We start from the raw sequence: 21,797 nt of genomic DNA, 5'->3' as shown, positions 1-21,797 counted from the left end.
CTTTTTTATAGCCCCGCCGCCATCAGGCCATCGATGTGCGGCGTCCACACACTGCCCGTGCGCATGAACTTCTCGGTGGCCATCACCTCGAAGTGGCCGTGCACCACGTCCCAGCCGTAGCGGTCGATCTCGACCTTCTGCGGCTCCACCCGCAGCACGTTGAACGAGTTCACCTCGCCCCGCCCCCGGGTCGAGGTGGCCGTCCCGGCCTGCACCACCAGCGCCGCGTACTCGCTCAACTGGTAGCGCGCCGCCGTGCTGCCCGCATGGCTGGCGTGCATGTGCCCGCCCATCAGGATGTCCACCCCGCACTCGGAGAAGGCCTGCATGGCGCGCGGCGCCCGGTTCACCAGGTCGCGTTCCTCGAAGTGATCGGGCAGGTCGAAGGGATGGTGGGCCACGATGATGCGCGTGACGTCCGGCGGCACGTTCGCCAGCTGCTGGCGCACCACCGCCAGCTGGTCGCGGCTGACCTTGCCGTCCTTGATGGTGAAGGAACGCGCCGTGTTGACGCCGACCACGGCGATCTCCTCGTCGAGGTAGAAGGGATCCAGGTCGTCGGTGATGTAGCGCCGGTAGCGCGCCAGCGGCTTCACGAAGCGGCGGAACACGTTGTACAGCGAGATGTCATGGTTGCCCGGCACGATGATCTGCGGGCCCGGCAGTGTGTCGAGGAAGGCGCGCGCCTCTTCGAACTGTTCCGGCCTGGCGCGCTGGGTCAGGTCGCCAGAGACCACCAGCACGTCCGGGGCGATCCGTTCGATCAGTTCACGCAATGGCGCCAGCAGGCTGTGGTCGACGCGGCCGAAATGCAGATCCGACAGGTGTACGAGTGTGCGCATCCTTTTCCCCGGGTTGGTCTTTTATTCAGATGTCCTGCCGCGGTGCCGGCCGGCCGGCGAGCCGCTCGCGCGCCCGGCGGCGCCGATTGAAGGTGGCGGCGCCGGTGATGCAGATCGCCAGCCAGCCGCAACCCTCGGCCACCGCGGCCAGCACGTCGGACAAATAATGGACTCCAAGATACATCCTCGAGAACGCGACCGTCGCCACCATCGCCAGCGCCAGCACGAAGGGCAGCACCCTGCCCCACCAGGAGCGCGCCTGGCGCGCCACGTAGCAGGCGAGGAAGCCGTACAGCACCGTCGCGCCCATCGCGTGGCCGCTGGGGAAGCTGTAGGTGCTCAGCTCCAGCAGGGGCTCGACGAAATGCGGCCGCGCGCGCTCGAAGGTGTGCTTCAGCAGCACATTGAGGATCTGGCCGCCGGGCACGCTGGCGACCAAGGCCAGCGTCCAGTAGCGGTGCCCGCGCCGGTACAGCCAGATGCCGACCAGCAGGGCCATGGCCAGGATGCCGGGCGTGCTGTGCATGTGGGTGACGAGCATCAGGAAGGCGCGCAGGCCCTCGTTGGCGCGCGCGTGCGCATGCAGCCAATTGGCCACTTCGACGTCGAGCTGGGTGATCGGGGCGCCGGCGACCACGGCGCCGGCCATGTGCGCAAAGACCGCGGTGGCCAGCAAGAGCATCGCCACGCCGGCGGTCAGGTGCAGGCCGTACTGCCCTTCGGCGGAAAAACGGGCGGCGGCAAAGCGGTGGAGTCGGGGAAGGATGTGGTTCGTCATGCCTGGGTCGGGTGGTTTCGCGGATGAGCCTCCATATGTGGGGTCTTGGCGAAAAAACCACAACAATAAAAATTTACTGTATATCCACCCAGTACCTGTAGATTTATACAGTGGTTGTGATATTCTTTACTCACTTCAACGATTTTAATAAAAGGAAACACCATGACCACTCTGAACAGCAACTTCGGCCTGGAATATGCACCTGTCCCTTTTATGGTCCGTCTCGGCCGTCGCGAACTCCTGATCACCCGTGATTTCCGCAAGCGTTTCTATGCGGTGAACCCGATCATCGAATGCGATACCGGCATCGAGGCGGGTCATCTGGAAATCCTGCTGTTCAAGCGCTGGCTTCTCATCCTGTCGAAGGCGCACTAAAAAAACCGCATATTGTTAGGCGAATAAATTCGTTCCTTCAGGGGGAACTGAGCCGTAAGCTGAAGGCTCCAAACTGCCCTCTGAAAGAACAACATGCTTCGCAAAACCTTCCTGCATTCGCTGGCTGCCCTCACCCTGGTGGCGCCGCTTGTGACCCCGGCGACGGCTTTCGCTGCCGACGTCACCCTGCTCAACGTGTCTTACGACCCGACCCGCGAGCTCTACCAGGACATCGATGCCGCCTTCGCCCGCCAATGGAAGGCAAAGACCGGCGGCAAGGTCACAGTCAAGCAATCGCACGGCGGTTCGGGCAAGCAGGCCCGCGCCGTCATCGACGGCCTGTCGGCCGACGTCGTCACGCTGGCGCTGGCCTACGACATCGATGCTATCAGCGAAAAAGGATGGATTGCGCCCGACTGGCAGAAGCGTCTGGCTTACCGCAGCTCGCCCTACACCTCGACCATCGTGTTCCTGGTCCGCAAGGGTAATCCGAAGAAGATCCGCGACTGGGGCGACCTGGTCAAGCCGGGCGTGGCGGTGATCACGCCGAATCCGAAGACCTCGGGCGGCGCGCGCTGGAACCACCTGGCGGCCTACGGCTACGCGCTGCGCCAGCCGGGCGGTTCGCCCGCCAGCGCCAAGGATTACCTGGCCAAGCTGTACAAGAACGTGCCGGTGCTCGACTCGGGCGCGCGCGGCGCTACCACCACTTTTGTCGAACGCGGCATCGGCGACGTGCTGCTGGCCTGGGAAAACGAAGCCCTGCTGGCCCTGCGCGAGCTGGGTCCGGACAAGTTCGAGATCGTGGCGCCGTCGATCAGCATCCTGGCCGAACCGCCGGTGGCCGTGGTCGACAAGAACGTCGACAAGAAAGGCACCCGCAAGGTGGCCCAGGCCTACCTCGAGTTCCTGTACACCGATGAAGCGCAGGATATCGTCGCCAAGAACTACTACCGTCCGGCAGTGGACAAGTTCGCCAAGAAGTATGCCTCGCAGTTCCCGAACGTGAAGCTGTTCCCGATCACCGAACTGGGTGGCTGGGCGCAGGCGCAGAAGGCGCACTTCGCGGATGGCGGGCTGTTCGACCAGATCTACGCGCCGGGCAAGTAAGCCGGGCCTGGCTCTACCGACGGGCGCCGCGGGACGGCGCCCGTTTTCTTGGCGCTGTCAACCTTAACTATGGATGAGGGCGGAACTGCTGAGCTCATCCATGGTCGAATGCCTGTCACCACAGACGGGAACGACCATGCGCGCACCGCATTTCAGGAAGTGGTTTGCCAGACTCCCCGCACTGAACCTGCCCCAGCGCCTGCAGACGCTGGCCGCCCTGCATCCCGCAGCCGGGCTCGACCAAGTCATTGCCCTCATCGGCCAGATCTGCGGAGCGTCGCGCCGCTGCCCCAGCTGTGCCTGCGAACGTTACTACCGGCACGGACAAGCGAACGGCCTGCAGCGCTACCGCTGCCGCGCCTGCGGCCGTACCTATAACGACCTGAGCGGCACGCCGCTGGCCCGGCTGCGGCTGCGTGAAAAATGGCTCGATTACCTTGGCACTGTGCTCGATTCGAAGTCGGTGCGCACAGCCGCCAGCGTGGTCGGCGTACACCGCAATACCGCCTTCCGCTGGCGTCACCGCTTCCTGGAGCGACCCAGGCATGCCCAGCCGAGGCGCCTGGGCGGCATCGCCGAAGCTGACGAAATGTTCATGCTGGAATCGCAGAAAGGCGCGCGCAAGCTGGACCGACCAGCACGCCGGCGCGGCGGCCGGGCCAGCAAGCGCGGCATCTCACGCGAGCTCGACTGCATTCTGGTCGCGCGCGACCGCAGTGGCCAGACTGTCGATGCCGTGGTCGGCCGTGGCGCCTTGACGGCGGCGCAGCTGGAGCGCCACCTGCTGCCCCGGCTCGACCGGCAGGTGCTCTTGGTCAGCGACGGCCATGGGGCGTATCGCAGTTTCGCCCGCAAGCATGGCATTGCGCACGAGGCAGTGAACCTGCGTGCGGGCGTGCGGGTACGCCGCGGTGTTGCCGGGGTCATCCATGTCCAGAACGTAAATGCCTATCACCAGCGCTTCCGGCAGTGGTTGAGCCGCTTCCGCGGAGTAGCTTCGCGCTACCTGCCGAACTACCTGGGCTGGCGCCGGGCGCTCGATGGTGGACGGATCACGACGGTAGAGCATTTGCTGCGCATCGTGATCGGAGTCATCCATAGCTAACGCTGACAGCGCCTTATCTTTCAAGTCTGCGCTGTAGCGGCCTTCCACATCGGGCCGGATTCCTGCAGGCCGCAATAGGCGGCAATCTGCCTGGCCGTGACCCTGGCGATATCCTCGTCGAGCCCGGCGCCGAAGCGGTAGCTGCCATCAAGGGTCTCGATCTCGATCAATCCGTTCCCGATCCCCATCGCGATGTTCTGGGCCTCGGCAGAGAATGAGCCCAGCGCCGGCATTGGCGCGATGCGCACCGCAAGCACGCTGCCTGCGACCAGCGCCAGCACGTCCTCATCCTCCAGCGCCCAGGCTTCCGCCTTGTCGCGATAGACCAGGAGCTCGTCGCGCACGAACAGGTTGCGGTGCAGAATCGCATACAGGAAGGTCGCCATCAGCACCAACACCCACACCTTGAACCAGGAAAAACGTTCTGGCGGACCGTTGAACAGCTCGATCGCAATGAACGCGAGGACGGCCAGGCCGGCGCAGGAGACGGCAATCATCGGCGGCTTCCTCGACGGCGGGCAGACGATGTGCAGCGTTTCAAGGGTCGAAGGAGATGGATGGCCGGTCATGATCGTGGTTCGCGAAAGTCGCCCACACTCTAGGAAAAAAATATCCGCAAGGCAAGCGAAAACGTCGAATTATCCAGCCGGGCTAGCATGGTGACCGTTCATCAACGGCCTGTCCCTGCGGCCGAGCGCCGCGGACAGTCCTCTTCACCCACCTTGAAAGGGACGTACGTCATGGCAATCAGACTCAGGAAACTCCACGATCAGGTCATGGTCATCACCGGCGCCACCAGCGGCATCGGCCTGACCACCGCCCGCATGGCCGCCGCACGCGGCGCCCGCCTCGTGCTGGCCGCGCGCAGCAAGGACGCCCTCGACGAACTGGCGGACGAGATGCGCAGCCGCGGCGCCATGGTCGAGACCGTGGCCGCCGACGTCGGCAACATCGCGGACGTCGAGAAGATCGGCGAGAAGGCCATTGCCCGCTTCGGCCGCATCGACACCTGGGTCAACAATGCCGGCATCTCGGTGTTCGGCCGGCTGGAAGAAGTCAAGCCGGAAGACCACCATCGCCTGTTCCAGACCAACTTCTGGGGCACCGTCAACGGTTCGCTGGAAGCGGTACGGCGCATGAAGCACCGCGGCGGCGGCGCCATCATCAACGTCGGCAGCGAAGTGTCGGAACGCGCCATCCCGATGCAGGGCATGTACGCGGCCTCGAAGCATGCGGTGAAGGGCTTCACCGATGCGCTGCGCATGGAAGTGGAAAAGGAAGGCGCGCCGCTGGCGGTCACGCTGGTGCGCCCGGCCGCGATCGACACCATGTTCGCGGTCCACGCGCGCAACTACATGGACAAGGAACCGGCCCTGCCGCCGCCGATCTACGCGCCGGAAGTGGTGGCCGACGCCATCCTGTACTGCGCCGAGAATCCGAAGCGCGACGCCTACGCGGGCGGCGCCTCGAAGATGATCGCGGCCGGCTCCAGGCTGATGCCGGCACTGTTCGACCGCTACATGAACGCCAGCATGTTCAAGCAGCAGAAATCGAACCGCCCCAGCGCGGCGAACCGCCGCGACGCCCTCTACAAGCCGGATGAGTCGACCGAACTGCGCCAGCGCCAGGGCATGCCGCAGAACGTCCATGAGCGCAGCCTGTACACCAAGACCAGCCTGCGCTCCTCCCCATTGATGACCGCCCTGGTGGGCGGCGGTGCGTTGTTAGCCGCCTTCAGCCTCTCGCGGCGGTTTGGTCGTTAAGAAGTCGGTGTCCTCCTCGGTCAGCGGCAGATCGGGGATGGACACGACCTGGTCGGTGTCGATGTCGGCGCCGTCCTTGCCGACCTTGTCGCGCCCGGCCGCGGCGCGCTCGCCGGTGCCGCCCATGTCGCTGTCGCCCGAGAACTCGGCGTCGCCGACATCCGGACCGGCAGTGCCGCCGGCGTGGCTTTCTTCCATGTCCGAGGTGGTGCCGTGGTCGAATTCGAGCGTCTGGTCAGGGTCGAGCGCGTCGGCAAAGCCGGGGCCGCCGACCACATCGCTGCCGGTGTCGGAAATGTCGCTCGGGCCGAGGGAATCGATACCGTGTCCCTTGCCGAGACTACGGTCCGGACGTTCCGGGAAGTTGTCCGGATCAAGTGTGCTTGCGCCTGTCATGTTGCCTCCAAAACGTTGGTTTATCCATGGGGACAGGCTAACGTTTTTTGCGGCATCGCGTCGCCGCGCAGGAGCTCAGAATGCGCGCCGCATCCCCAGGTTGATCGCCCCGCCGCCGCCATGGCGTACGTTGGCGTTGCGGATGCCGCTCTGCTGCTGGATGTGCGAATACGCGGCGTAGAAATCCAGCTTGCGCGAGATGGCGTAGGTCGCCCCGACCGCGATCTGGCGCGCGTCGCGGTTGGCCGGGTCGCGGTCGTTCTTGCGGATGTAGGAAGCCAGCAGCGTGGTCGCATGGCTGACCGGCACCGCCACCCCGGCCAGCACGTCGCGGCTGTCGGTGGACGGGATGCCGGCGATGCCGGCGCCGTAGGGATTGTCCGGGTTGAACAGCGGCGAGCTGCCCCAGCCGCGGTTGGCGCTGTAGGCCGCGTAGGCGGTGCCCCAGTCGAAGCGCATGTTGGCGGCGATGATGGAATTCTTCGCGGCCATGCTGATGTCGACCGGATTGATGCGGGTGACCTTGGCCACGTTGCGGTTCTGGTGCGCCGCGCGGATCGTGAAGGGGCCGGCCTTGAAGCCGACCGTCATGCCCCAGGCACGGCCCGAGGGCGAGCCGTCGATGTCGCCCTTGCCCCAGGACGATCCGGCCGTGAAGCCATTGAAGCGGCCCTGGTAGATGACGCTGTCGCTGCTGCGGCGCGCGTCCTCGGCGCCGCTGCCGCTGCCGGCCAGGCCGCCGTGGAACGGATCGCCGACGTCGCTCAGCGTACGGAAATCGAGGTTGTACTGGCGGCCCGCGCTCAGCAGCTGGGCTTCGCTGGTACGCCGCTGCTGGGCCTCGTGTGCGGTTTCCAACGTGAAAATTGCCGGCCCTTCGCCGGTACGGCCGGTGCCGGCTCCGCCCTGGGCGGGCACTGCCTTGCCGGCGCTGTCCGCGGACGGCGCCGCGCAGCCCTTGCCGCAGCCGGCTTCCCTGACCTCCTTCAGCGCCTCGCGCGCACCGGTGCTCCCGTCGGGAGCAGCCGCGTTCTCGGCCGAGGCGCACGCCGCGCTCGCTCCGAGCACGGCGCATGCGACGATTGACATCTTCATGGCGTCATTCCCTCTCTGATGCCATCATTGCCTTCTTTGACGAACTGATCTGTCTAATATCTCACATAAAACAGCGTCGTCCATACCTTTGCTTCTGAGCCGAACTTTCCCGCTTGCTTAAGGTTCTACACCGTAGAATGAGTGGGCACAAGAGGCTTTCACAAAACCGGAGGAGACCCATGTCATTTGTTGTCCGCACGCTGCCGATTCTTGCCGTGGCCTTCAGCGCCGCCTTCAGCCCGCTTCCCGTACAGGCCCAGCAGCCGGCCGCGGCGCCGATGAGCCACGTGGCGTGGTCGCGCAGCGCCAACATCTATGAGGTGAATATCCGGCAGTACACGAAGGAAGGCACGTTCAATGCATTCGCCCAGCACCTGCCGCGACTGCGCAAGATGGGCGTGGACATCCTGTGGCTGCTGCCGGTCCACCCCATTGGCGTCAAGAACCGCAAGGGCACGCTCGGAAGCTACTACGCGGTGCGCGACTACACCGCCGTGAACCCGGAATTCGGCAGCATGGACGACTTCAAGCGCCTCGTGAAGCAGGCGCAAGGGCTCGGCATGCGCGTCATCATCGACTGGGTGGCCAACCACACGGCCTTCGACAACCCGTGGACGGTGCAGCACAAGGACTGGTACCTGAAGGATGCCAAGGGCGACCTGTTCCCGGTCACCTATACCGAGGGAGCGGAACCCGAGTACTGGACCGACGTCACCGGCCTCGACTGGAAACAGCCGGGCCTGTGGAAAGGGATGACCGAGGCAATGGCGTTCTGGGTACGCGAGACCGGCATCGACGGCTTCCGTTGCGACGTGGCGGCCAAGGTGCCGACCGCCTTCTGGGAACAATTGCGTGTCGAGCTGGAACGGATCAAGCCGGTGTTCATGCTGGCCGAGGCCTGGCAGCCGGAGCTGCACACGCGCGCATTCGACATGAGCTATGGCTGGGATACCCTGGGCGTCTTCAAGGACATCGCCAAGGGCAAGGCCGATGCGCGGGCGCTGCGCACCCTGTTCGAGCAGCCGCCGGTGGCCTACCCGGAGCACGCCTACCGCATGCGCTTCACCAGCAACCACGACGAGAATTCCTGGCACGGCAGCGACCCGGAACACTACGGACCGGCCTTCCAGGCGATGGCGGTGCTGGCGGCGACGCTGCCGGGCATGCCCCTGATCTACGGCGGGCAGGAAGCCGGGCTGGACAAGCGCCTGGAATTCTTCGAGAAGGACCCGATCGCGTGGCGCGAGCATCCCAACGCGGCGCTGTACACCTGGCTGCTCAAGCTCAAGCATGACAACCCGGCGCTGTGGAATGGGCAGTATGGCGGGACGATGCGGGTGCTCGAGACCGGAAACGACAAGGTGTTTGCGTTCAGGCGGCAAAAGGATGGGAATGCCGTGGCAGTAACCGTGAACCTGTCGGGGGCGCAGCAGCAGTATGCGCTCCCCGGCGCCGCGCAGAAGGCGACGCTGGGTGCGTGGGAGTACCGGGTGTCGGCGCCCGCGCAGTAGGCGCCCCGGGTGCCCGTCGCGGCTAGCGCCGCAAGCCGGCGAACGCCGCCGGCTCCCACTCGCGCAAGGCCAGCAGCAGACCGGTGCCGCGCCGCTGCGGCAGCGGCGCCGCCAGGCTTTCCTCGTGCAGCTGCGCGAAGCGCGCCCGCAGTTGCCGCAGTTCGCCCTGCAGCTTGGCGCGCGCACTCTCGGTAAGCATGCCGTGCACGAAGTCGAGCGCGTCGCCCGGCTGCCCGAAGGCGCTGTCGATGAATTCAGGCATGCCCTGCTCGCGGAAGTACTGGCGGATCGGCCCGCCCGGCAGCCAGTCGAAGTCGCGCGCCACGTTCAGGCGGATGCGGTTGCCCGGCAGGAGCGTGATTAGCGCCAGGCGGTCGAGGCGCAGCAGCAGCTGCACGCATTCGGCTTCGCTCAGGCGGTAGGCCTGCAGCATCTCGGCCATGGTCCAGTGGTTCAGCGCGCACACCGCCACCAGCAGCAGGCGCGCATCGGAGACCAGCTCGCGTTCCTGCGCCGGATTCAAGGTACGCAGCCGCTGATGGCCCTGCCCCGCTTCCTGCGCCAGCTCGGCCAGCGTCAGGCCCAGCAAGCCGCAGATCTCGACCAAGCGCTCGAGCGTGAACTGCTCGGTGGCGAACAGGCGCTTGACGCTCGGCTCGGACAGATCGAGGGCTTCGGCGACGTCGCGGTAGGTCTTGCCCTGCTGTTTGAGTTCGCGCTTGAGGGTGGCGATGAGTTGGGTGATTTCGGACATGCGGGCGATGGTAGCAGTATCAGACCTCGGCCGCGAGCGCGATGCCGTTCTTGCCGGTGCGCTTGACCGCGTACATCGCATGGTCGGCGCGCGCCAGCCAGGCGTCGATGTCCACCGGGTCTTCCGGCAGGTGCAGCGCGATGCCGATGCTGGCGCCGACCGTCACGGTGGCGCTGCGCAGCACGTACGCTTCCTTGAGGCGTTCGAGCAGCTTGTGCGCGGTGTCTTCGGCGTGCAGCGCGTCGGTCAGCATCTCCAGCACCACGACGAATTCATCGCCGGCCAGGCGCGCCACCATGTCGGTCTTGCGCACGCCCTGCGCCAGGCGCTCGCCGAACTGGCGCAGCAGCTCGTCGCCTTCTTCGTGTCCGTGGTTGTCGTTGACCGCCTTGAAGCCGTCCATGTCGAGGAACAGCAGCGCGCACGGACGGCCCACGCGGCGCGCGCGGCTCATCGCCTCGGGCAGCGCCGCCAGCAGCGCGCGCCGGTTCGGCAGGCCGGTGAGCACGTCGCGCAGCAGGAGCGCCTGCAGTTCGGCGGTGCGCTCGGCCACCGCCAGCTCGAGGCGCTCGTTCATGGCCAGCAGCGCCTTGCGGTGCGCGACCTCGCTGTGCACCAGTTCGCGCATCGTGCGCGACAGGATCTGGGTCTCGAGGAAGCCATCCACCGGCGGGATCGGCGGCGGCTCCTTGCCGCTTCGCGTGGCTGCGGTGATCCCTTCGATCGCCTCGCGCAGCTTTGCCATCGGCCGCACCAGGTGGCGCGCCATCAGCGCCGCGGCGCCGGCCAGCGCCAGCGCCAGCAGCGCGCTCCAGCCGAGCATGCGCTGCTTCAGGTCCTCCGCGCCGGCCAGCGCCCGGCCCTCGGTCTGGCGCACCAGCACGGTCCAGCGCGGCGCGGCCGGATCGCGCATGTCGCCGGTCTGGCTGTAGCCGGTGAGGTAGGCGCGCCCGTCCGGCCAGACCTCGCGCAGCGCTCCGGTCTGCCCCTGCTGCGCCAGGCGCAGGCTGGCGGTGTGCACTTTCGTTTCGACCAGCGGCGCCGGACCGAGCATGACGGTGCCGTCGTCACGGATCACGAAGATCTCGGCGCCGTACTCGCGCAGCGCCGGCGTGAGCAGCGTGCGCGCATGGCTGCGCGCCCATTCCCAGCTCAGGTGCAGGCCGAGCACGGCGACCGGCTTGCCGCCGGCATCGACGATCGGGCCGGAGGTGTCGACGAAGCGCCAGGGGTCGGGCTTGCGCGGCAGGATCTTCTCGAGCAGCAAGGCAGGATGGTAGTCGGTGGCGACCACGCCGCGCATGCCGGCGGTGAACCAGGGACGCTTGCCGACGTTGGCGCCCTCCAGCATGCGGCCGGTTGAGGCCACCACCTTGCCGTCGAGGTCGGCGATGCCGATCCAGGCGTAGTCGGGGAAGCTGCGCTGCAGGCTTTCGAGTACCGCCCGGGTCGCGTCGGCATCGCTCGAATAGCGCACCTGCGGCAGTTCGGCCAGCAGGCGGGTGTCGCGGGTAGCCTGCTCGATCACGCGGTTGAGCGAATCGCGCATCTGCCAGGAGAGCTGCTGCAGGCGCAGCTGGGCCTCTTCGCGCGCCTGGCGCACTGCAAAATGGTTCACCAGCGCCAGTTGCAGCGCGACCGTCAGCGCGACCGTGGCGCAGACGGCCAGGGTCATCAGGCTGGACAGGCGCATTTTTCCGAAGATGCCGCTCATGAACGAATGATTGCGATGGAATTCAAATAGCCGACTATTCTAACTAGTTTCCTAAAATTAATTAAATAACTATCGGCATCATTTATTGTTGACGCATCAATTTTTTGCGGCAACGCAACAAAAAAGCACGTTCAGTTCGAAATTGTGCCCTACCGGCCACAGTCGCCCCTGCCGGTGTAGCATGACCACGCCATGACCATTTCCGGGACATCGATGAAAACAGCACTGTGCGTGTCGGCCTGCCTGCTCTCCGGATGCGCGGCTGCGCCTTCGGTTTCTCCCGTTTCCGACGATGAAGTACGCCGCGTGATGGCGCGCGAGAACGTGCAGGGACTGGCGCTGGCGACCATCGACCGCGGCCGGGTCGTCAGCGTGCAAGCCTACGGCATGCGCAGCGTGGAACGCGGCCTGCCGCTCACGCCGCAGACGGTGATGTATGGCGCTTCGCTCACCAAGGCTGCCTTTGCCTACATGCTGCTGCAGCTGGTGGACGAAGGAAAGCTCGACCTCGACGCGCCCTTGCCCGCCCTGCTGCCGCAGCCCCTGCCCGCCTACGACAGGCAGCCATGGGATTTCTCCGATCTCGCGCACGACGAACGCTGGCGCCGGCTGACGCCGCGCATCCTGCTCACGCATTCGTCCGGCTTCGCCAACTTCCGCTGGCTGGAGCCGGACCGCAAGCTGCGCTTCCACTTCGATCCGGGCGCGCGCTACGCCTATTCGGGCGAAGGCTTCTACATCCTGCAACTGGTGGTCGAGCGCGGCCTGGGCCTGGACACGGGCAGGGAAATGCAGCGCCGCGTGTTCGACCGCTTCGGCATGCGCAACACCAGCATGCAGTGGCGCGCGGATTTCGCCGACAACCTGGCCGACGGCTACACGCTGGACGGCAAGATGGAGCCGCACGACGAGCGCAGCCGCCCGAGCGCGGCGGGTTCGATGGACACCACCATCGAGGACCAGGCGCGCCTGTGGGCAGGTATCGTACGGGGAGACGGATTGAGCGCGGCAGCGCGCGCCATGCTGGTGCAGGCCTGGCTGCCGATCGGCTCCGCCGCCCAGTTCCCGACGCTCGCCGCGCCCAGGGCCATCTGGCCGCAGTCGCTGGCGGCGGGCCTGGGCGTGGTGAGCTTCCGCGACCGCAGCGGGCCGGCGTGGTTCAAGGGTGGGCACAACGACAGCACCGGCAACATGGTGCTGTGCCTGGAGCGCGGCCAGCGCTGCGTGGTGGTGCTGGCCAACGACGTGCGCGCCGAGCGGATCTATCCCGAGCTCGCCCGGCGGGTGCTGGGCGAGACGGACATGCCGTGGCGCTGGGAATACGGCTGGTACCAGCCGTAGAGGCTCTTAGTTGCCAAAATAACGGCCCGGGCGGTGCCATGCCATGACCATGCTGCTCATGGCGATCGCGCTCAGCGAGGACCAGCCCACCAGTTCGGGCGACACGATGGCCAGCGCCGCCAGCAGGATCACGGCGTCGATCGCCACCTGGGTGCGGCCGGCATTGATGCCGTAGCGCTTCTGCAGCCATAGCGTGACGATGCCGGTACCGCCCACGCCGGCGCCATGGCGCGCCAGCGCCAGGATGCCCATGCCGCAGAAAGTGCCGCCGCCCAGGGCCGCGACCATCGGGTGGATGTGGCCGATCACCAGGCCATTCGGCATCAGCTTGAGCATGGCCATGATCAGGATGCTGCCGGCCAGCGACTTGATGGTGAAGCGCGCGCCCATGAACAGGTAGCCGAACAGGAAGAACGGCAGGTTGATGAGCATGAACAGCAGGCCGACCGAATAGCCGGACACGTAGGACGTCAGCAGCGAGATGCCGGCCACGCCGCCCGTGATCAGGCCGGCGGCCTGCAGCAGCAGGACGCCCATCGCGACGAACAGCACGCCAACCAGGATGCCGTAGACGTCGTCGAACAGGGTATGCGGCTTGATCGAGACCACGTTCTTGCCCTGGGCCGCCTGCGTTTGCAAGGCGCCCTGCATCATCGCGCCACCTCAGTACCCGACACATGCGCCGACGCATGCAGGACGCATCCGTCAAATCGGTAGAAAGTCGAGCCGGGCAGGAGATGATGCTTCATTTTCCTCACTATGCGTGTACAAAGTCGGGGGAGTCAGCGCTGCCGGAAGATGGCACTTGTGGTGGCAAGATCCGGGAACGTGGAAGGTACGGCTGGGTAGAGGCCGCCATTATTACCGATGTTGCACCGCAATGAAACTTCGCGTTCCGCATGTCAGCCATTCATGCGACGCATAACTCCGCATGAGGGGCGGCCTGCCGGACCGCCCCTTCTTGCCAGGCTTATTTGTACAGTACCTCCGGCAGCCACATGCCGATCGCCGGGAAGGTGTAGAGCAGGATGATCCCCAGCACCTGCAGTCCCATGAAGGGCAGCATCCCCAGGAAAATCTGGTTCAGCGTCACATGCGGCGGCGAGACGCCCTTCAGATAGAACGCCGACATCGCCACCGGCGGCGACAGGAAGGCGGTCTGCAGGTTCATTGCCACCAGCAGGCCGAAGAACAGTGGATCGATGTTGAAATGCTGCAGCAGCGGCACGAAGATCGGCATGAAGATCACGATGATCTCGGTCCATTCCAGCGGCCAGCCGAGCAGGAAGATCACCACCTGGGCCAGGATCATGAACTGCACCGGCGTCAGGTCCATGCCCAGCACCCAGTCGTTGATGATCTCCTGCCCGCCCAGCAGCGCGAACGCGGCCGAGAAGATGCTTGATCCCACGAACAGCCAGCAGACCATGGCCGTGGTCTTGGTGGTAAGGTGGGCCGACTCGCGCAGCAGCTTGAAGTTGAAGCGGCGGTAGGCGATCGCCAGGATCAGCCCGCCGAAGGCGCCCATCGCCGCCGCCTCGGTCGGCGTGGCCAGGCCGAACACGATGCTGCCCAGCACCGCCAGGATCAGGATCACCAGCGGGAACAAGGAGCCGAGCAGCATCTTGAAGATCTCGAGGCGCGCGAAGCTGAAGAACACGTAGAAGATGGCCAGCGCCGCAGCCACCACGGCAAACGTGATCCAGTAGGCCCTGGACGCCGGCTTGGCGACCGGCTCCGGCGCGGCCGCGGGGACCGCCACGTCGGCGGCCGCTGCGACAGGCGTTGCGCCGGCTGCCGGGAGCGGCGTCGCCTCCCCTTCCACCGGCGGCTCGGCCAGTTCTCCCTCGGCGGGCGGCTCCTGCAAGCCGCCCTCCTCGACGCTTGCCGCGCTGTCGAATTCCTGCTGGGCGCCCATCTCGACCAGCTCCGTTCGGGGAGCATCCGGCGCGGTGACGATCCGGTAGCTCAGGCCCATGACGGCGGCAAAGGCCAGTGCCGGCAGCAGTGCGACGGCTAGGTTCGACGCCAGGGTGCGGCCCGGGACATCGGCGCCGCGCCGGCCCTTGAAGGCGCGCACCAGGGCCGGCACCGCGCTCTTGCCGTAGGCGCCGGGGATCGCCTGCGTATAGGCCGGCAGCGCGACGACGCGCTCGGATGCCGGCAGCGGCGGCGCCATGCTGGGCTTGAGCTTGGCGATGATCAGCACGTAGCCGACATACAGCGCCGCCAGCATGATCCCCGGGAAGAAGGCGCCCGCATACAGCTGGACCACCGAGACCCCGGCCGTCGCCCCGTAGACGATCAAGAGCACCGAAGGCGGAATCAGGATGCCCAGGCAGCCCCCCGCCGTGATGCAGCCTGCCGTCAGCTGGGTGCTGTAGCCCGCCTTGAGCATGGCCGGCATCGCCAGCAGGCCCATGAGGGTGACCACGGCGCCGACGATGCCGGTGGCGGTGGCGAACACCGCGCAGGTGACGATGGTCGCCACGGCCAGGGAGCCGGGCACGCGCGCCATCGCCAGGTGCAGGCTCTTGAACAGCCGCTCGATCAGGTTGGCGCGCTCCACCAGGTAGCCCATGAAGATGAACAGCGGGATCGAGATGAGCACGTCGTTGGCCATCACCGAATAGGCGCGCTGCACCATCAGGTCGAGCGTCTGCTGCGCCGCCAGGTCGGGGTTCTGGCTGTGGTAGGCGAACCAGGCGAACATGACGCCCATGCCCATCAGGGTGAAGGCGGTGGGGAAGCCGAGCATGATGGCCACCACCACCAGCGCCAGCATCAGGAGGCCCAGGTGGCCATTCGTCATGTCGGCGGGCGCCGGCATCAGGACGAACAGGGCGATGACGATCGCCACCAGGATCGACAGGCCGAACCAGATTTCCTTCCTCATGGCGTGCGCTCCCCTGGTGCGTTCACCGTGGCCTTGAGCTTGTCGACGTCGACCTCCTCGACGTCGGCCTCGCGCGCGGGCCATTCTCCATTGCGCAGGCAGACGATGCAGCGCACGATCTCGACGAAGCCCTGCAGCAGGAGCAGGACGCCGGCGAAGGGAATCACCATCTTGAAGGGATACAGCGGCGGGCCGTTGGCGGTGAGGGTCGAGTGTTCGCGGATGGCGAGCGACTCGGCCGCGTAGGTATAGCCGGCCCAGACCAGGGCCACCACGCCGGGGATGAAGAAGACGAAGTACAGGATCAGGTCGAGGCTGGCCTGCAGGCGCGGCGGGAAGAAGCTGTACAGCACGTCGCCGCGCACGTGGCCGTTCTTGGCCAGCGTGTAGGCCCCGGCCATCATGAAGGCGGCGCCGTACATCATGATCATCAGGTCGAAGGCCCAGGGGTTGGGGGTGTTCAGGGCGTAGCGTGCGAAGACTTCCCAGGTGATGAGAAAGGTGAGCGCGACGATCAGCCAGGAGAAGGCTTGGCCGACCCAGCTGCTGACCCGGTCGACGAACAACAAGACGTTTTGCATGGAGCTGCTCCGGTCGAACGAACAGGGCCCACCCCTCGTCATGAAGGGCGGGCACACGGTTGGCTAGGGGTAGCGCTTACGCCTTCTTGGCCGGCGCCCTGCGACCGAAGTAGTGGTTGTAGGCCATGCGGCGCGGGTTGTTGGTGTCCATGTCCCACTTCATCGCGCGCTCGGCGAAGGCGCGCATCGAGGCCTCGACCTTCTTGAACAGCGGATTGTCGGCGCCCTTCTTGGCCACCACCTGGTCCCACACGGCCAGCTGCGCCTGCAGCACCGAGTCCGGCGTCTTGTAGAACTTGACCCCGTTCTGGGACTGCATGCCGGCGTAGTCCTTGGAATAGCGGTCGACCGCCTTCCAGGACATGTCGCTTGACGCCGCCTCGACGGCGTTCTCGATGATCGCTTTCATCTTGGCCGGCAGCGCGTCGTACCTGGTCTTGTTGAAGGTAACCTCGAACTGCTCGGAGCTCTGGTGGAAGCTTTGCAGCATGCAGACCTTGGATACGTCCGGGAAGCCGAGCACCCGGTCGGAGCTGGCGTTGTTGAATTCGGCGCCGTCCAGCAGGCCGCGGTCCATGGCCGGCACGATCTCGCCGGCCGGCAGCGCGTTCACCGCCGCGCCCATGGCCGTGAACATGTCGATCGCTAGGCCGTTGGTGCGGAACTTCAGGCCCTTCAGGTCTTCGACCTTGCTGATCGGCTTCTTGAACCAGCCCAGCGGCTGGGTCGGCATCGGGCCGGTGAGGAAGGAGACGACGTTGGCGCCGATGCTCTTGTACAGCTCGGCCAGCAGCGCCTTGCCGCCGCCGTACTTGTGCCAGGCCAGCACCATGTTGGCATCCATGCCGAAGGCCGGGCCCGAGGTCCACAGCGCGATGGCGCTCTGTTTGCCGTAGTTGTAGCCCATGACGCCGTGGCCGCCGTCGAGGGTGCCCTTGGAGACTGCGTCGAGCAGGCCGAAAGCGGGAACGACGGCGCCGGCGGGCAGCACCTCGATCTTCAGCTCGCCGCCGGTCATGTCGTTGACCTTCTTGGCGAAGTCGAGGGCGTATTCGTGGAAGATGTCCTTGCTAGGCCAGGTACTCTGGAAGCGCATCTGCTTCGGCGTTTGGGCGGTGGCGATCATCGGGACCGCGAGGGTGGCGCCGGCGGTGCCGGCGGCTGCGGTGCCGAGGAACTTGCGGCGGGTGGATGCTGGCTTCTTTGAATCGTCGTTACGCTGCTTCATCGTCTGTCTCCTGGTTGGTTTTTTACACGATTGAATCGCTACACGTACAACAGCTGGCTTGGGGGGGTGGACTTCTCCTTCTGTAAATATCTGCATGCCGACTCGCAGCATGGGCTTGTTTCCTTACGGATTTCTTACATGTGGCTTACGAGGATCGGGCCGTTTTATTTTTCTGTCAAGCATCACTGTTTTCGGACCGCCGTCCGGATGCAACAGCGGCTTCCGGAACCGGCTGCCTGCAAAGCGCGTGCAAGGCGCGACGCGCCTGTGCACTCTCAAACCGAACAAGCAAATGAGGGGCTACGATCCAGACGTTTGGCTTACTACAGGAGGAGACGATGCATCCTGCATGCGCCATGCGCATATGCCTGCTGGACAGGACCAACCTGAACGAAAGCTACCAGCATTCCGTCCTGATATCGGCCCTGCGCAGTATTGCCGCTCTTCAAGTGGTCGCCGCTCATCTCCGCGGCGAACTGTTCCCGAGCCTGAAAACAGTGGCCGACCCATCGCTCTGGTACCAGGGACTGGCTTTCTTCACCGGGTTCTCGCACATTGCCGTCGTGATCTTCTTCCTGCTGAGCGGCTGGCTCGTCGGCGGCAGCCTGCTGAACAAGCTGGGCGAGCCCAACTGCATGATGTCGTATGCGATCGATCGGCTCACGCGCATGTGGATCGTGCTGGTGCCGGCCTTCGTGCTCACGCTGGCGATCGGCACGATCACGCAGACGGTCGACCCGGGCCTGATCAGCTATGCGCCGGACAATGAATATTCGTGGAGCACGTTCTGGGGCAATCTGTTCGGCTTGCAGGGCATGGCAGTCCCTCGCTTCGGCGGCAATTTCTCTTTGTGGAGTTTGTCGAACGAGATGTGGTATTACGCCCTCTTCCCGCTGCTGCTGTTGCCGGTCATCGGGCAGCGCGGCATCACGAAAGCGGCCGGCCTGGCCGCCTGTGCGCTCATCGGCTACCTGCTGCTGTTCGACCTGATGCTGTATTTCGTGATCTGGCTGCTGGGCGTGCTGTTCTCGCGGATCCGCATCGAACTGGGCCGCGCCGCGCGCTTCCTGTTGATCGTCGTGATCCTTGGGCTGGCCGTCCATTTCCGGCTGAGCGGCAGTATCGGCACCCTGGTAGCGGCGACGTTTGCCGAAGACCTGCTGTTCAGCGTGCTCTTTCTTTGCCTGCTGTCGAGCCTGCAGTTTCCCGCGGATCGCGCACGCATCGGGAACCGGCTGGCGAACATTGCCGGACTGCTGGCGCCGTTCTCGTTCACGCTGTATGTGATCCACTACCCCTTGATCTACCTGGCCGAATTCCTGCATGACCCGATCGGGACGCAGATCCTGTCGACCAGCGATCCGGCGTCCCTGCTTGTTTACGCAGGGCTGTTCTTCGCCATCGTGGTGTTCGCCTACCTCTTCCACCTGCCGTTCGAGGCACATACCTACCGGCTGCGGCGCTTCGTCAAACGGATGGTGCTGGCGCCTGTGCCCGAACCCTCCTACAGCCAGAGGTGACAAGGGCAAGCAGGAGCCGGCCGGTTAGCCTTGCGGACTCTCGGTCATTTGCTGGCAGTACTTGATGAGGTTTTCCGGCAGATCAGTTGGGCACACCCCGCATTGCTTATTGCCGGGAACCGCGTAATCGATAAATTTGGGATACGGCAGCTCGAGTTCCGCCATGATCTGCCGGAACTCTTCGACCGAGCGGTCCCCACCGAGACGGGGATTGCGCTGCTTTTCCTGCATCACCGAAGACACCCGCCTTTTCTGGTAGTCGTGCGCCGGGTAGACGAGTGTTTCGTCAGGCAGCGCGAACAGCTTTCCCCGCACGCTGTGATAGAGCGCATCAGAGTCGCCCTGCTGGAAGTCGGTCCGCCCGCATCCCTCGATCAGCAAGGCGTCGCCCGTGAATACACGGTCGCCCAGGACGTAGGCAAAATGTCCCGACGTGTGGCCCGGCGTATGCAAGGGCTCGAATTGCATCGATCCGATCCTGAATGGCACGCCTTCCTCCAGCTGGACGTCCGCACAATCGACGCGCTCCGCGGCCGGCGCCGCGATCCTGCTCCCAACCCGCTTCTTCAGTTCGAGCGCAGCCGTGATGTGGTCGGCATGGACGTGGGTGTCGATGCTGTACGCCAGCGTCAGGCCCAGGCGGCTCAACTCCTCCAGATCGCGTTCCACCGTCACGATCACGGGATCGACCAGGACCGCCTGCCCGGTTTCGGGACAGCCGATCAGATAGGTATATGTGCTCGACAAGGGTTCGAAAAGCTGACGGAAGATCATGCGCTTCTCCTCGACATGCAGGGCTGACAAAGTATAAGACGCCGACACGTTGTCCGGCGCAGCGCTGCGCTAGCGCGAAGCGCCGCCGGGTTCATTTTTCGTGTCCTTGAACAGCGTCTTGGCGCGCATGCCGGTGCGGCAAAAACCCAGGATCGGCTTGGGCGCGGCCGCGTACAGCGCGACGAAGGCCGCGCGATCGGCGTCCGTGATCCGCCCCGGCACCACCGGCAAGTGCACGACCTCGACGCCGTGACGGCGCGCCTCGGCGGCGATCGCTGCGAACGGCGGCTGGTCGCCGGCCTCGCCGTCCGGGCGGTTGCACACCAGGGTGGCGAAACCCTGCTCCTTCAACCCTGCGACGTCGGCAGGCGCGATCTGCGCGGCGACGGCGTAGTCCTTGCAGAGATAACGGATGTTCATGCTGTCCCCCAGGGAATCAAAAAAAGAAAACCATATTATATTGAAAGATATATTGTCTTTCGATATAATGTAAAACAGTAGATTGAATGAGGTGCTTCCATGCCAGACACGCAACAACTCGATTTGCAGCAGATGCGCCATGCCGCCGCACAGGCCTGCGCGCTCCTGAAGGTTTTGGGCAATCCCGACCGCCTCCTGCTGCTGTGCCAGCTGAGCCAGGGCGAATACGCAGTCGGCGAGCTCGAGACCCTGCTGGGCATCACGCAGCCCACCCTGTCCCAGCAGCTCGCCGTGCTGCGCGAAGAACAGCTGGTCAGCACCCGGCGCGAAGGAAAACAGGTTTTCTACCGGATCGACAGCGAGGCAGCGCTGGCGCTCATGCAGGTGCTCTACCAGCAGTTCTGCCTGCCAAACCAAGGAGTCAAACCATGAACATCGACTGGGTCCATTTCACCCCCTGGAGTTCGCTCGCCGGCGGCTTGACCATCGGCGCCGCCGCTGCGGCCTTCATCCTGCTCAACGGCAGGATTGCCGGCATCAGCGGCATCCTCGGCGGCCTGCTACGGCCATCCGCCGGCGACGTCGGCTGGCGCATCGCCTTCGTGCTCGGCCTGATCGCCGCGCCGCTCGCCTATGGCGCCGTGCACACCCTGCCGGTGCCGACCGTCGATGCCGGCGAACTCACCCTGGTGGCCGCCGGCCTGCTGGTCGGCGTGGGAACGCGTTACGGCGCCGGATGCACCAGCGGCCACGGCGTATGCGGCCTGTCGCGCCGCTCGCCGCGTTCGCTGGCCGCCACCGCGGCCTTCATGCTGGCCGGCTTCGCCACCGTCTTCGTGGTACGCCATCTGCTCGGATAAGGAGAATGACCATGCACATCCTGACAGCACTGCTCATCGGACTGCTCTTCGGCATCGGACTGATCGTGGGCGGCATGAGCGATCCCGCCAAGGTCCTCGGCTTCCTCGACCTCGCCGGCAACTGGGATCCCTCGCTCGCCTTCGTCATGGGCGGCGCGATCCTGGTGAGCGCGCCGGCGTTCTGGTTCGCGGCCAAGCGCGAGCGCGCGCTGCTGGGCGCGCCCATGCGCCTGCCCACCGCGACCCGGATCGACCGCCGTCTCGTGCTCGGCTCGCTCGCCTTCGGCGCCGGCTGGGGCCTGGCCGGCTATTGCCCGGGTCCGGCACTGGCCTCGCTCGCCACCGGCGGCGCGAAGCCGCTGGTGTTCACGATCGCCATGGTGGCCGGCATGGCGATCTTCGAGCTGGTCGAGTGGGCCCGCGCCAGCCGCATCGCCCGGAGCGCCTGAGCCATGCCTGCGCCAGCCCCCATCCGGCCAACAGGCGTTCGGCGGAGGACGTCATGCTGACCGCCGCCGCGCTCGGTCTGGTCGTCGGCCTGATCCTGGCGCTGACAGGCGCCGGCGGCGGCATCCTCGCGGTTCCGCTGCTGGTCTTCGGCACTGGCGCCAGCGTCGCCGAAGCCGGCCCGATCGGCCTGCTCGCGGTGGGCATGGCGGCCGCGCTCGGCGCTGTGCTGGGCCTGCGCGCCGGCATCGTACGCTACCGCGCCGCCCTGCTCATCGCCGCCGCCG

Annotated in this window: 23 protein-coding genes and 1 pseudogene; 11 read left to right on the top strand and 13 right to left on the bottom strand. The window is 65.6% G+C overall.

What is annotated here, in order from left to right; genetic code table 11:
• Positions 1-5 precede the first annotated feature (5 nt).
• Both B2R83_RS23310 and B2R83_RS23305 read right to left on the bottom strand, forming a co-directional pair.
• Positions 6-842, bottom strand: a complete 837-nt coding sequence (locus B2R83_RS23310) for a metallophosphoesterase family protein (protein WP_036216669.1) — start codon at positions 840-842, stop codon at positions 6-8.
• A 25-nt stretch (positions 843-867) separates the two neighbouring features.
• A complete protein-coding gene (locus B2R83_RS23305; RefSeq protein ID WP_292045494.1) occupies positions 868-1,620 on the bottom strand; it encodes a phosphatase PAP2 family protein in 753 nt (250 codons plus the stop codon).
• Positions 1,621-1,782: 162 nt separating this feature from the next.
• Here B2R83_RS23305 and B2R83_RS23300 point away from each other — a divergent pair, with 162 nt between their 5' ends.
• The 3 genes from B2R83_RS23300 (at position 1,783) to B2R83_RS23290 (ending at position 4,210) form a co-directional block, all read left to right on the top strand.
• On the top strand, positions 1,783-1,995 hold the full coding sequence (locus B2R83_RS23300; protein ID WP_036216673.1) for a hypothetical protein: 213 nt from the start codon (positions 1,783-1,785) through the stop codon (positions 1,993-1,995).
• 93 nt (positions 1,996-2,088) lie between these two features.
• Positions 2,089-3,105, top strand: coding sequence for a sulfate ABC transporter substrate-binding protein (locus B2R83_RS23295; protein ID WP_292045492.1), 1,017 nt, complete (start codon positions 2,089-2,091; stop codon positions 3,103-3,105).
• A gap of 136 nt (positions 3,106-3,241) precedes the next feature.
• Complete coding sequence (locus B2R83_RS23290; RefSeq protein ID WP_292045510.1) at positions 3,242-4,210, top strand: IS1595 family transposase; 969 nt, start codon at positions 3,242-3,244, stop codon at positions 4,208-4,210.
• Positions 4,211-4,230: 20 nt separating this feature from the next.
• Here the strand turns inward: B2R83_RS23290 and B2R83_RS23285 are convergent, their stop codons facing one another.
• On the bottom strand, positions 4,231-4,779 hold the full coding sequence (locus B2R83_RS23285; RefSeq protein WP_292045490.1) for a hypothetical protein: 549 nt from the start codon (positions 4,777-4,779) through the stop codon (positions 4,231-4,233).
• Positions 4,780-4,950: 171 nt separating this feature from the next.
• Between B2R83_RS23285 and B2R83_RS23280 the strand changes: the two genes are divergently transcribed.
• On the top strand, positions 4,951-5,973 hold the full coding sequence (locus tag B2R83_RS23280; protein ID WP_292045488.1) for an SDR family oxidoreductase: 1,023 nt from the start codon (positions 4,951-4,953) through the stop codon (positions 5,971-5,973).
• Here the strand turns inward: B2R83_RS23280 and B2R83_RS23275 are convergent.
• Together B2R83_RS23275 and B2R83_RS23270 are read right to left on the bottom strand one after the other, a co-directional pair.
• Positions 5,935-6,369, bottom strand: coding sequence for a hypothetical protein (locus B2R83_RS23275; protein WP_292045486.1), 435 nt, complete (start codon positions 6,367-6,369; stop codon positions 5,935-5,937). The two genes, B2R83_RS23280 and B2R83_RS23275, sit on opposite strands and share 39 nt — an antisense overlap.
• A 75-nt stretch (positions 6,370-6,444) precedes the next feature.
• A complete protein-coding gene (locus B2R83_RS23270) occupies positions 6,445-7,464 on the bottom strand; it encodes a porin (protein WP_292045484.1) in 1,020 nt (339 codons plus the stop codon).
• A gap of 179 nt (positions 7,465-7,643) precedes the next feature.
• Between B2R83_RS23270 and B2R83_RS23265 the strand changes: the two genes are divergently transcribed.
• Entirely contained in the window at positions 7,644-8,975 is a 1,332-nt protein-coding gene (locus tag B2R83_RS23265; RefSeq protein WP_292045482.1) for an alpha-amylase family glycosyl hydrolase, read from the top strand.
• 22 nt (positions 8,976-8,997) lie between these two features.
• On the opposite strand, the gene B2R83_RS23260 is transcribed toward B2R83_RS23265, so the two are convergent.
• Positions 8,998-9,729 carry a helix-turn-helix domain-containing protein gene (locus tag B2R83_RS23260; protein ID WP_209588638.1) on the bottom strand — a complete coding sequence of 244 codons (732 nt, stop codon included), beginning with the start codon at positions 9,727-9,729 and terminating at the stop codon, positions 8,998-9,000.
• Between the two features lie 19 nt (positions 9,730-9,748).
• Positions 9,749-11,443, bottom strand: coding sequence for a sensor domain-containing diguanylate cyclase (locus B2R83_RS23255; RefSeq protein ID WP_292045479.1), 1,695 nt, complete (start codon positions 11,441-11,443; stop codon positions 9,749-9,751).
• A gap of 213 nt (positions 11,444-11,656) precedes the next feature.
• On the opposite strand from B2R83_RS23255, the gene B2R83_RS23250 reads away from it, so the two are divergent.
• The gene (locus tag B2R83_RS23250; RefSeq protein ID WP_292045477.1) at positions 11,657-12,784 is read left to right on the top strand and encodes a serine hydrolase domain-containing protein; all 1,128 of its coding nucleotides are present in this window, start codon (positions 11,657-11,659) and stop codon (positions 12,782-12,784) included.
• A gap of 6 nt (positions 12,785-12,790) precedes the next feature.
• Here the strand turns inward: B2R83_RS23250 and B2R83_RS23245 are convergent, their stop codons facing one another.
• From B2R83_RS23245 to B2R83_RS23230, 4 genes are all read right to left on the bottom strand, one after another.
• Positions 12,791-13,423 (bottom strand): YitT family protein, encoded by a 633-nt coding sequence (locus tag B2R83_RS23245; protein WP_292045475.1) that lies wholly within the window; start codon positions 13,421-13,423, stop codon positions 12,791-12,793.
• 331 nt (positions 13,424-13,754) lie between these two features.
• Positions 13,755-15,680, bottom strand: a complete 1,926-nt coding sequence (locus tag B2R83_RS23240; protein WP_292045473.1) for a TRAP transporter large permease — start codon at positions 15,678-15,680, stop codon at positions 13,755-13,757.
• Positions 15,677-16,261 (bottom strand): TRAP transporter small permease subunit, encoded by a 585-nt coding sequence (locus B2R83_RS23235; RefSeq protein ID WP_292045471.1) that lies wholly within the window; start codon positions 16,259-16,261, stop codon positions 15,677-15,679. Before B2R83_RS23235 ends, B2R83_RS23240 begins: the two co-directional genes overlap by 4 nt.
• 76 nt (positions 16,262-16,337) lie before the next feature.
• Positions 16,338-17,489 (bottom strand): TRAP transporter substrate-binding protein, encoded by a 1,152-nt coding sequence (locus B2R83_RS23230; RefSeq protein WP_292045469.1) that lies wholly within the window; start codon positions 17,487-17,489, stop codon positions 16,338-16,340.
• Positions 17,490-17,827: 338 nt separating this feature from the next.
• Here B2R83_RS23230 and B2R83_RS23225 point away from each other — a divergent pair, with 338 nt between their 5' ends.
• The gene (locus B2R83_RS23225) at positions 17,828-19,009 is read left to right on the top strand and encodes an acyltransferase family protein (protein WP_292045467.1); all 1,182 of its coding nucleotides are present in this window, start codon (positions 17,828-17,830) and stop codon (positions 19,007-19,009) included.
• A 24-nt stretch (positions 19,010-19,033) separates the two neighbouring features.
• On the opposite strand, the gene B2R83_RS23220 is transcribed toward B2R83_RS23225, so the two are convergent.
• Together B2R83_RS23220 and B2R83_RS23215 are read right to left on the bottom strand one after the other, a co-directional pair.
• A complete protein-coding gene (locus B2R83_RS23220) occupies positions 19,034-19,783 on the bottom strand; it encodes an MBL fold metallo-hydrolase (protein ID WP_292045465.1) in 750 nt (249 codons plus the stop codon).
• 69 nt (positions 19,784-19,852) lie between these two features.
• Complete coding sequence (locus B2R83_RS23215; RefSeq protein WP_292045463.1) at positions 19,853-20,203, bottom strand: TIGR01244 family sulfur transferase; 351 nt, start codon at positions 20,201-20,203, stop codon at positions 19,853-19,855.
• A 99-nt stretch (positions 20,204-20,302) separates the two neighbouring features.
• Here B2R83_RS23215 and B2R83_RS23210 point away from each other — a divergent pair, with 99 nt between their 5' ends.
• From B2R83_RS23210 to B2R83_RS23195, 4 genes and pseudogenes are all read left to right on the top strand, one after another.
• Entirely contained in the window at positions 20,303-20,635 is a 333-nt protein-coding gene (locus B2R83_RS23210) for an ArsR/SmtB family transcription factor (RefSeq protein ID WP_209588647.1), read from the top strand.
• Entirely contained in the window at positions 20,632-21,063 is a 432-nt protein-coding gene (locus tag B2R83_RS23205; RefSeq protein WP_036216700.1) for a YeeE/YedE family protein, read from the top strand. The genes B2R83_RS23210 and B2R83_RS23205 overlap by 4 nt, the downstream gene beginning before the upstream one ends.
• Before the next feature lie 11 nt (positions 21,064-21,074).
• Positions 21,075-21,512, top strand: a complete 438-nt coding sequence (locus B2R83_RS23200) for a YeeE/YedE family protein (RefSeq protein ID WP_209588649.1) — start codon at positions 21,075-21,077, stop codon at positions 21,510-21,512.
• 53 nt (positions 21,513-21,565) lie between these two features.
• Positions 21,566-21,797: pseudogene (locus B2R83_RS23195) on the top strand (sulfite exporter TauE/SafE family protein); the annotation flags it as partial.

The organism is Massilia sp. UBA6681 (assembly GCF_002454935.1).
Lineage (GTDB): Bacteria > Pseudomonadota > Gammaproteobacteria > Burkholderiales > Burkholderiaceae_D > Telluria > Telluria varians.
The sequence above is the reverse complement of the archived record's forward strand: the minus strand, read 5'-3'. Positions and strand labels throughout refer to the sequence as shown.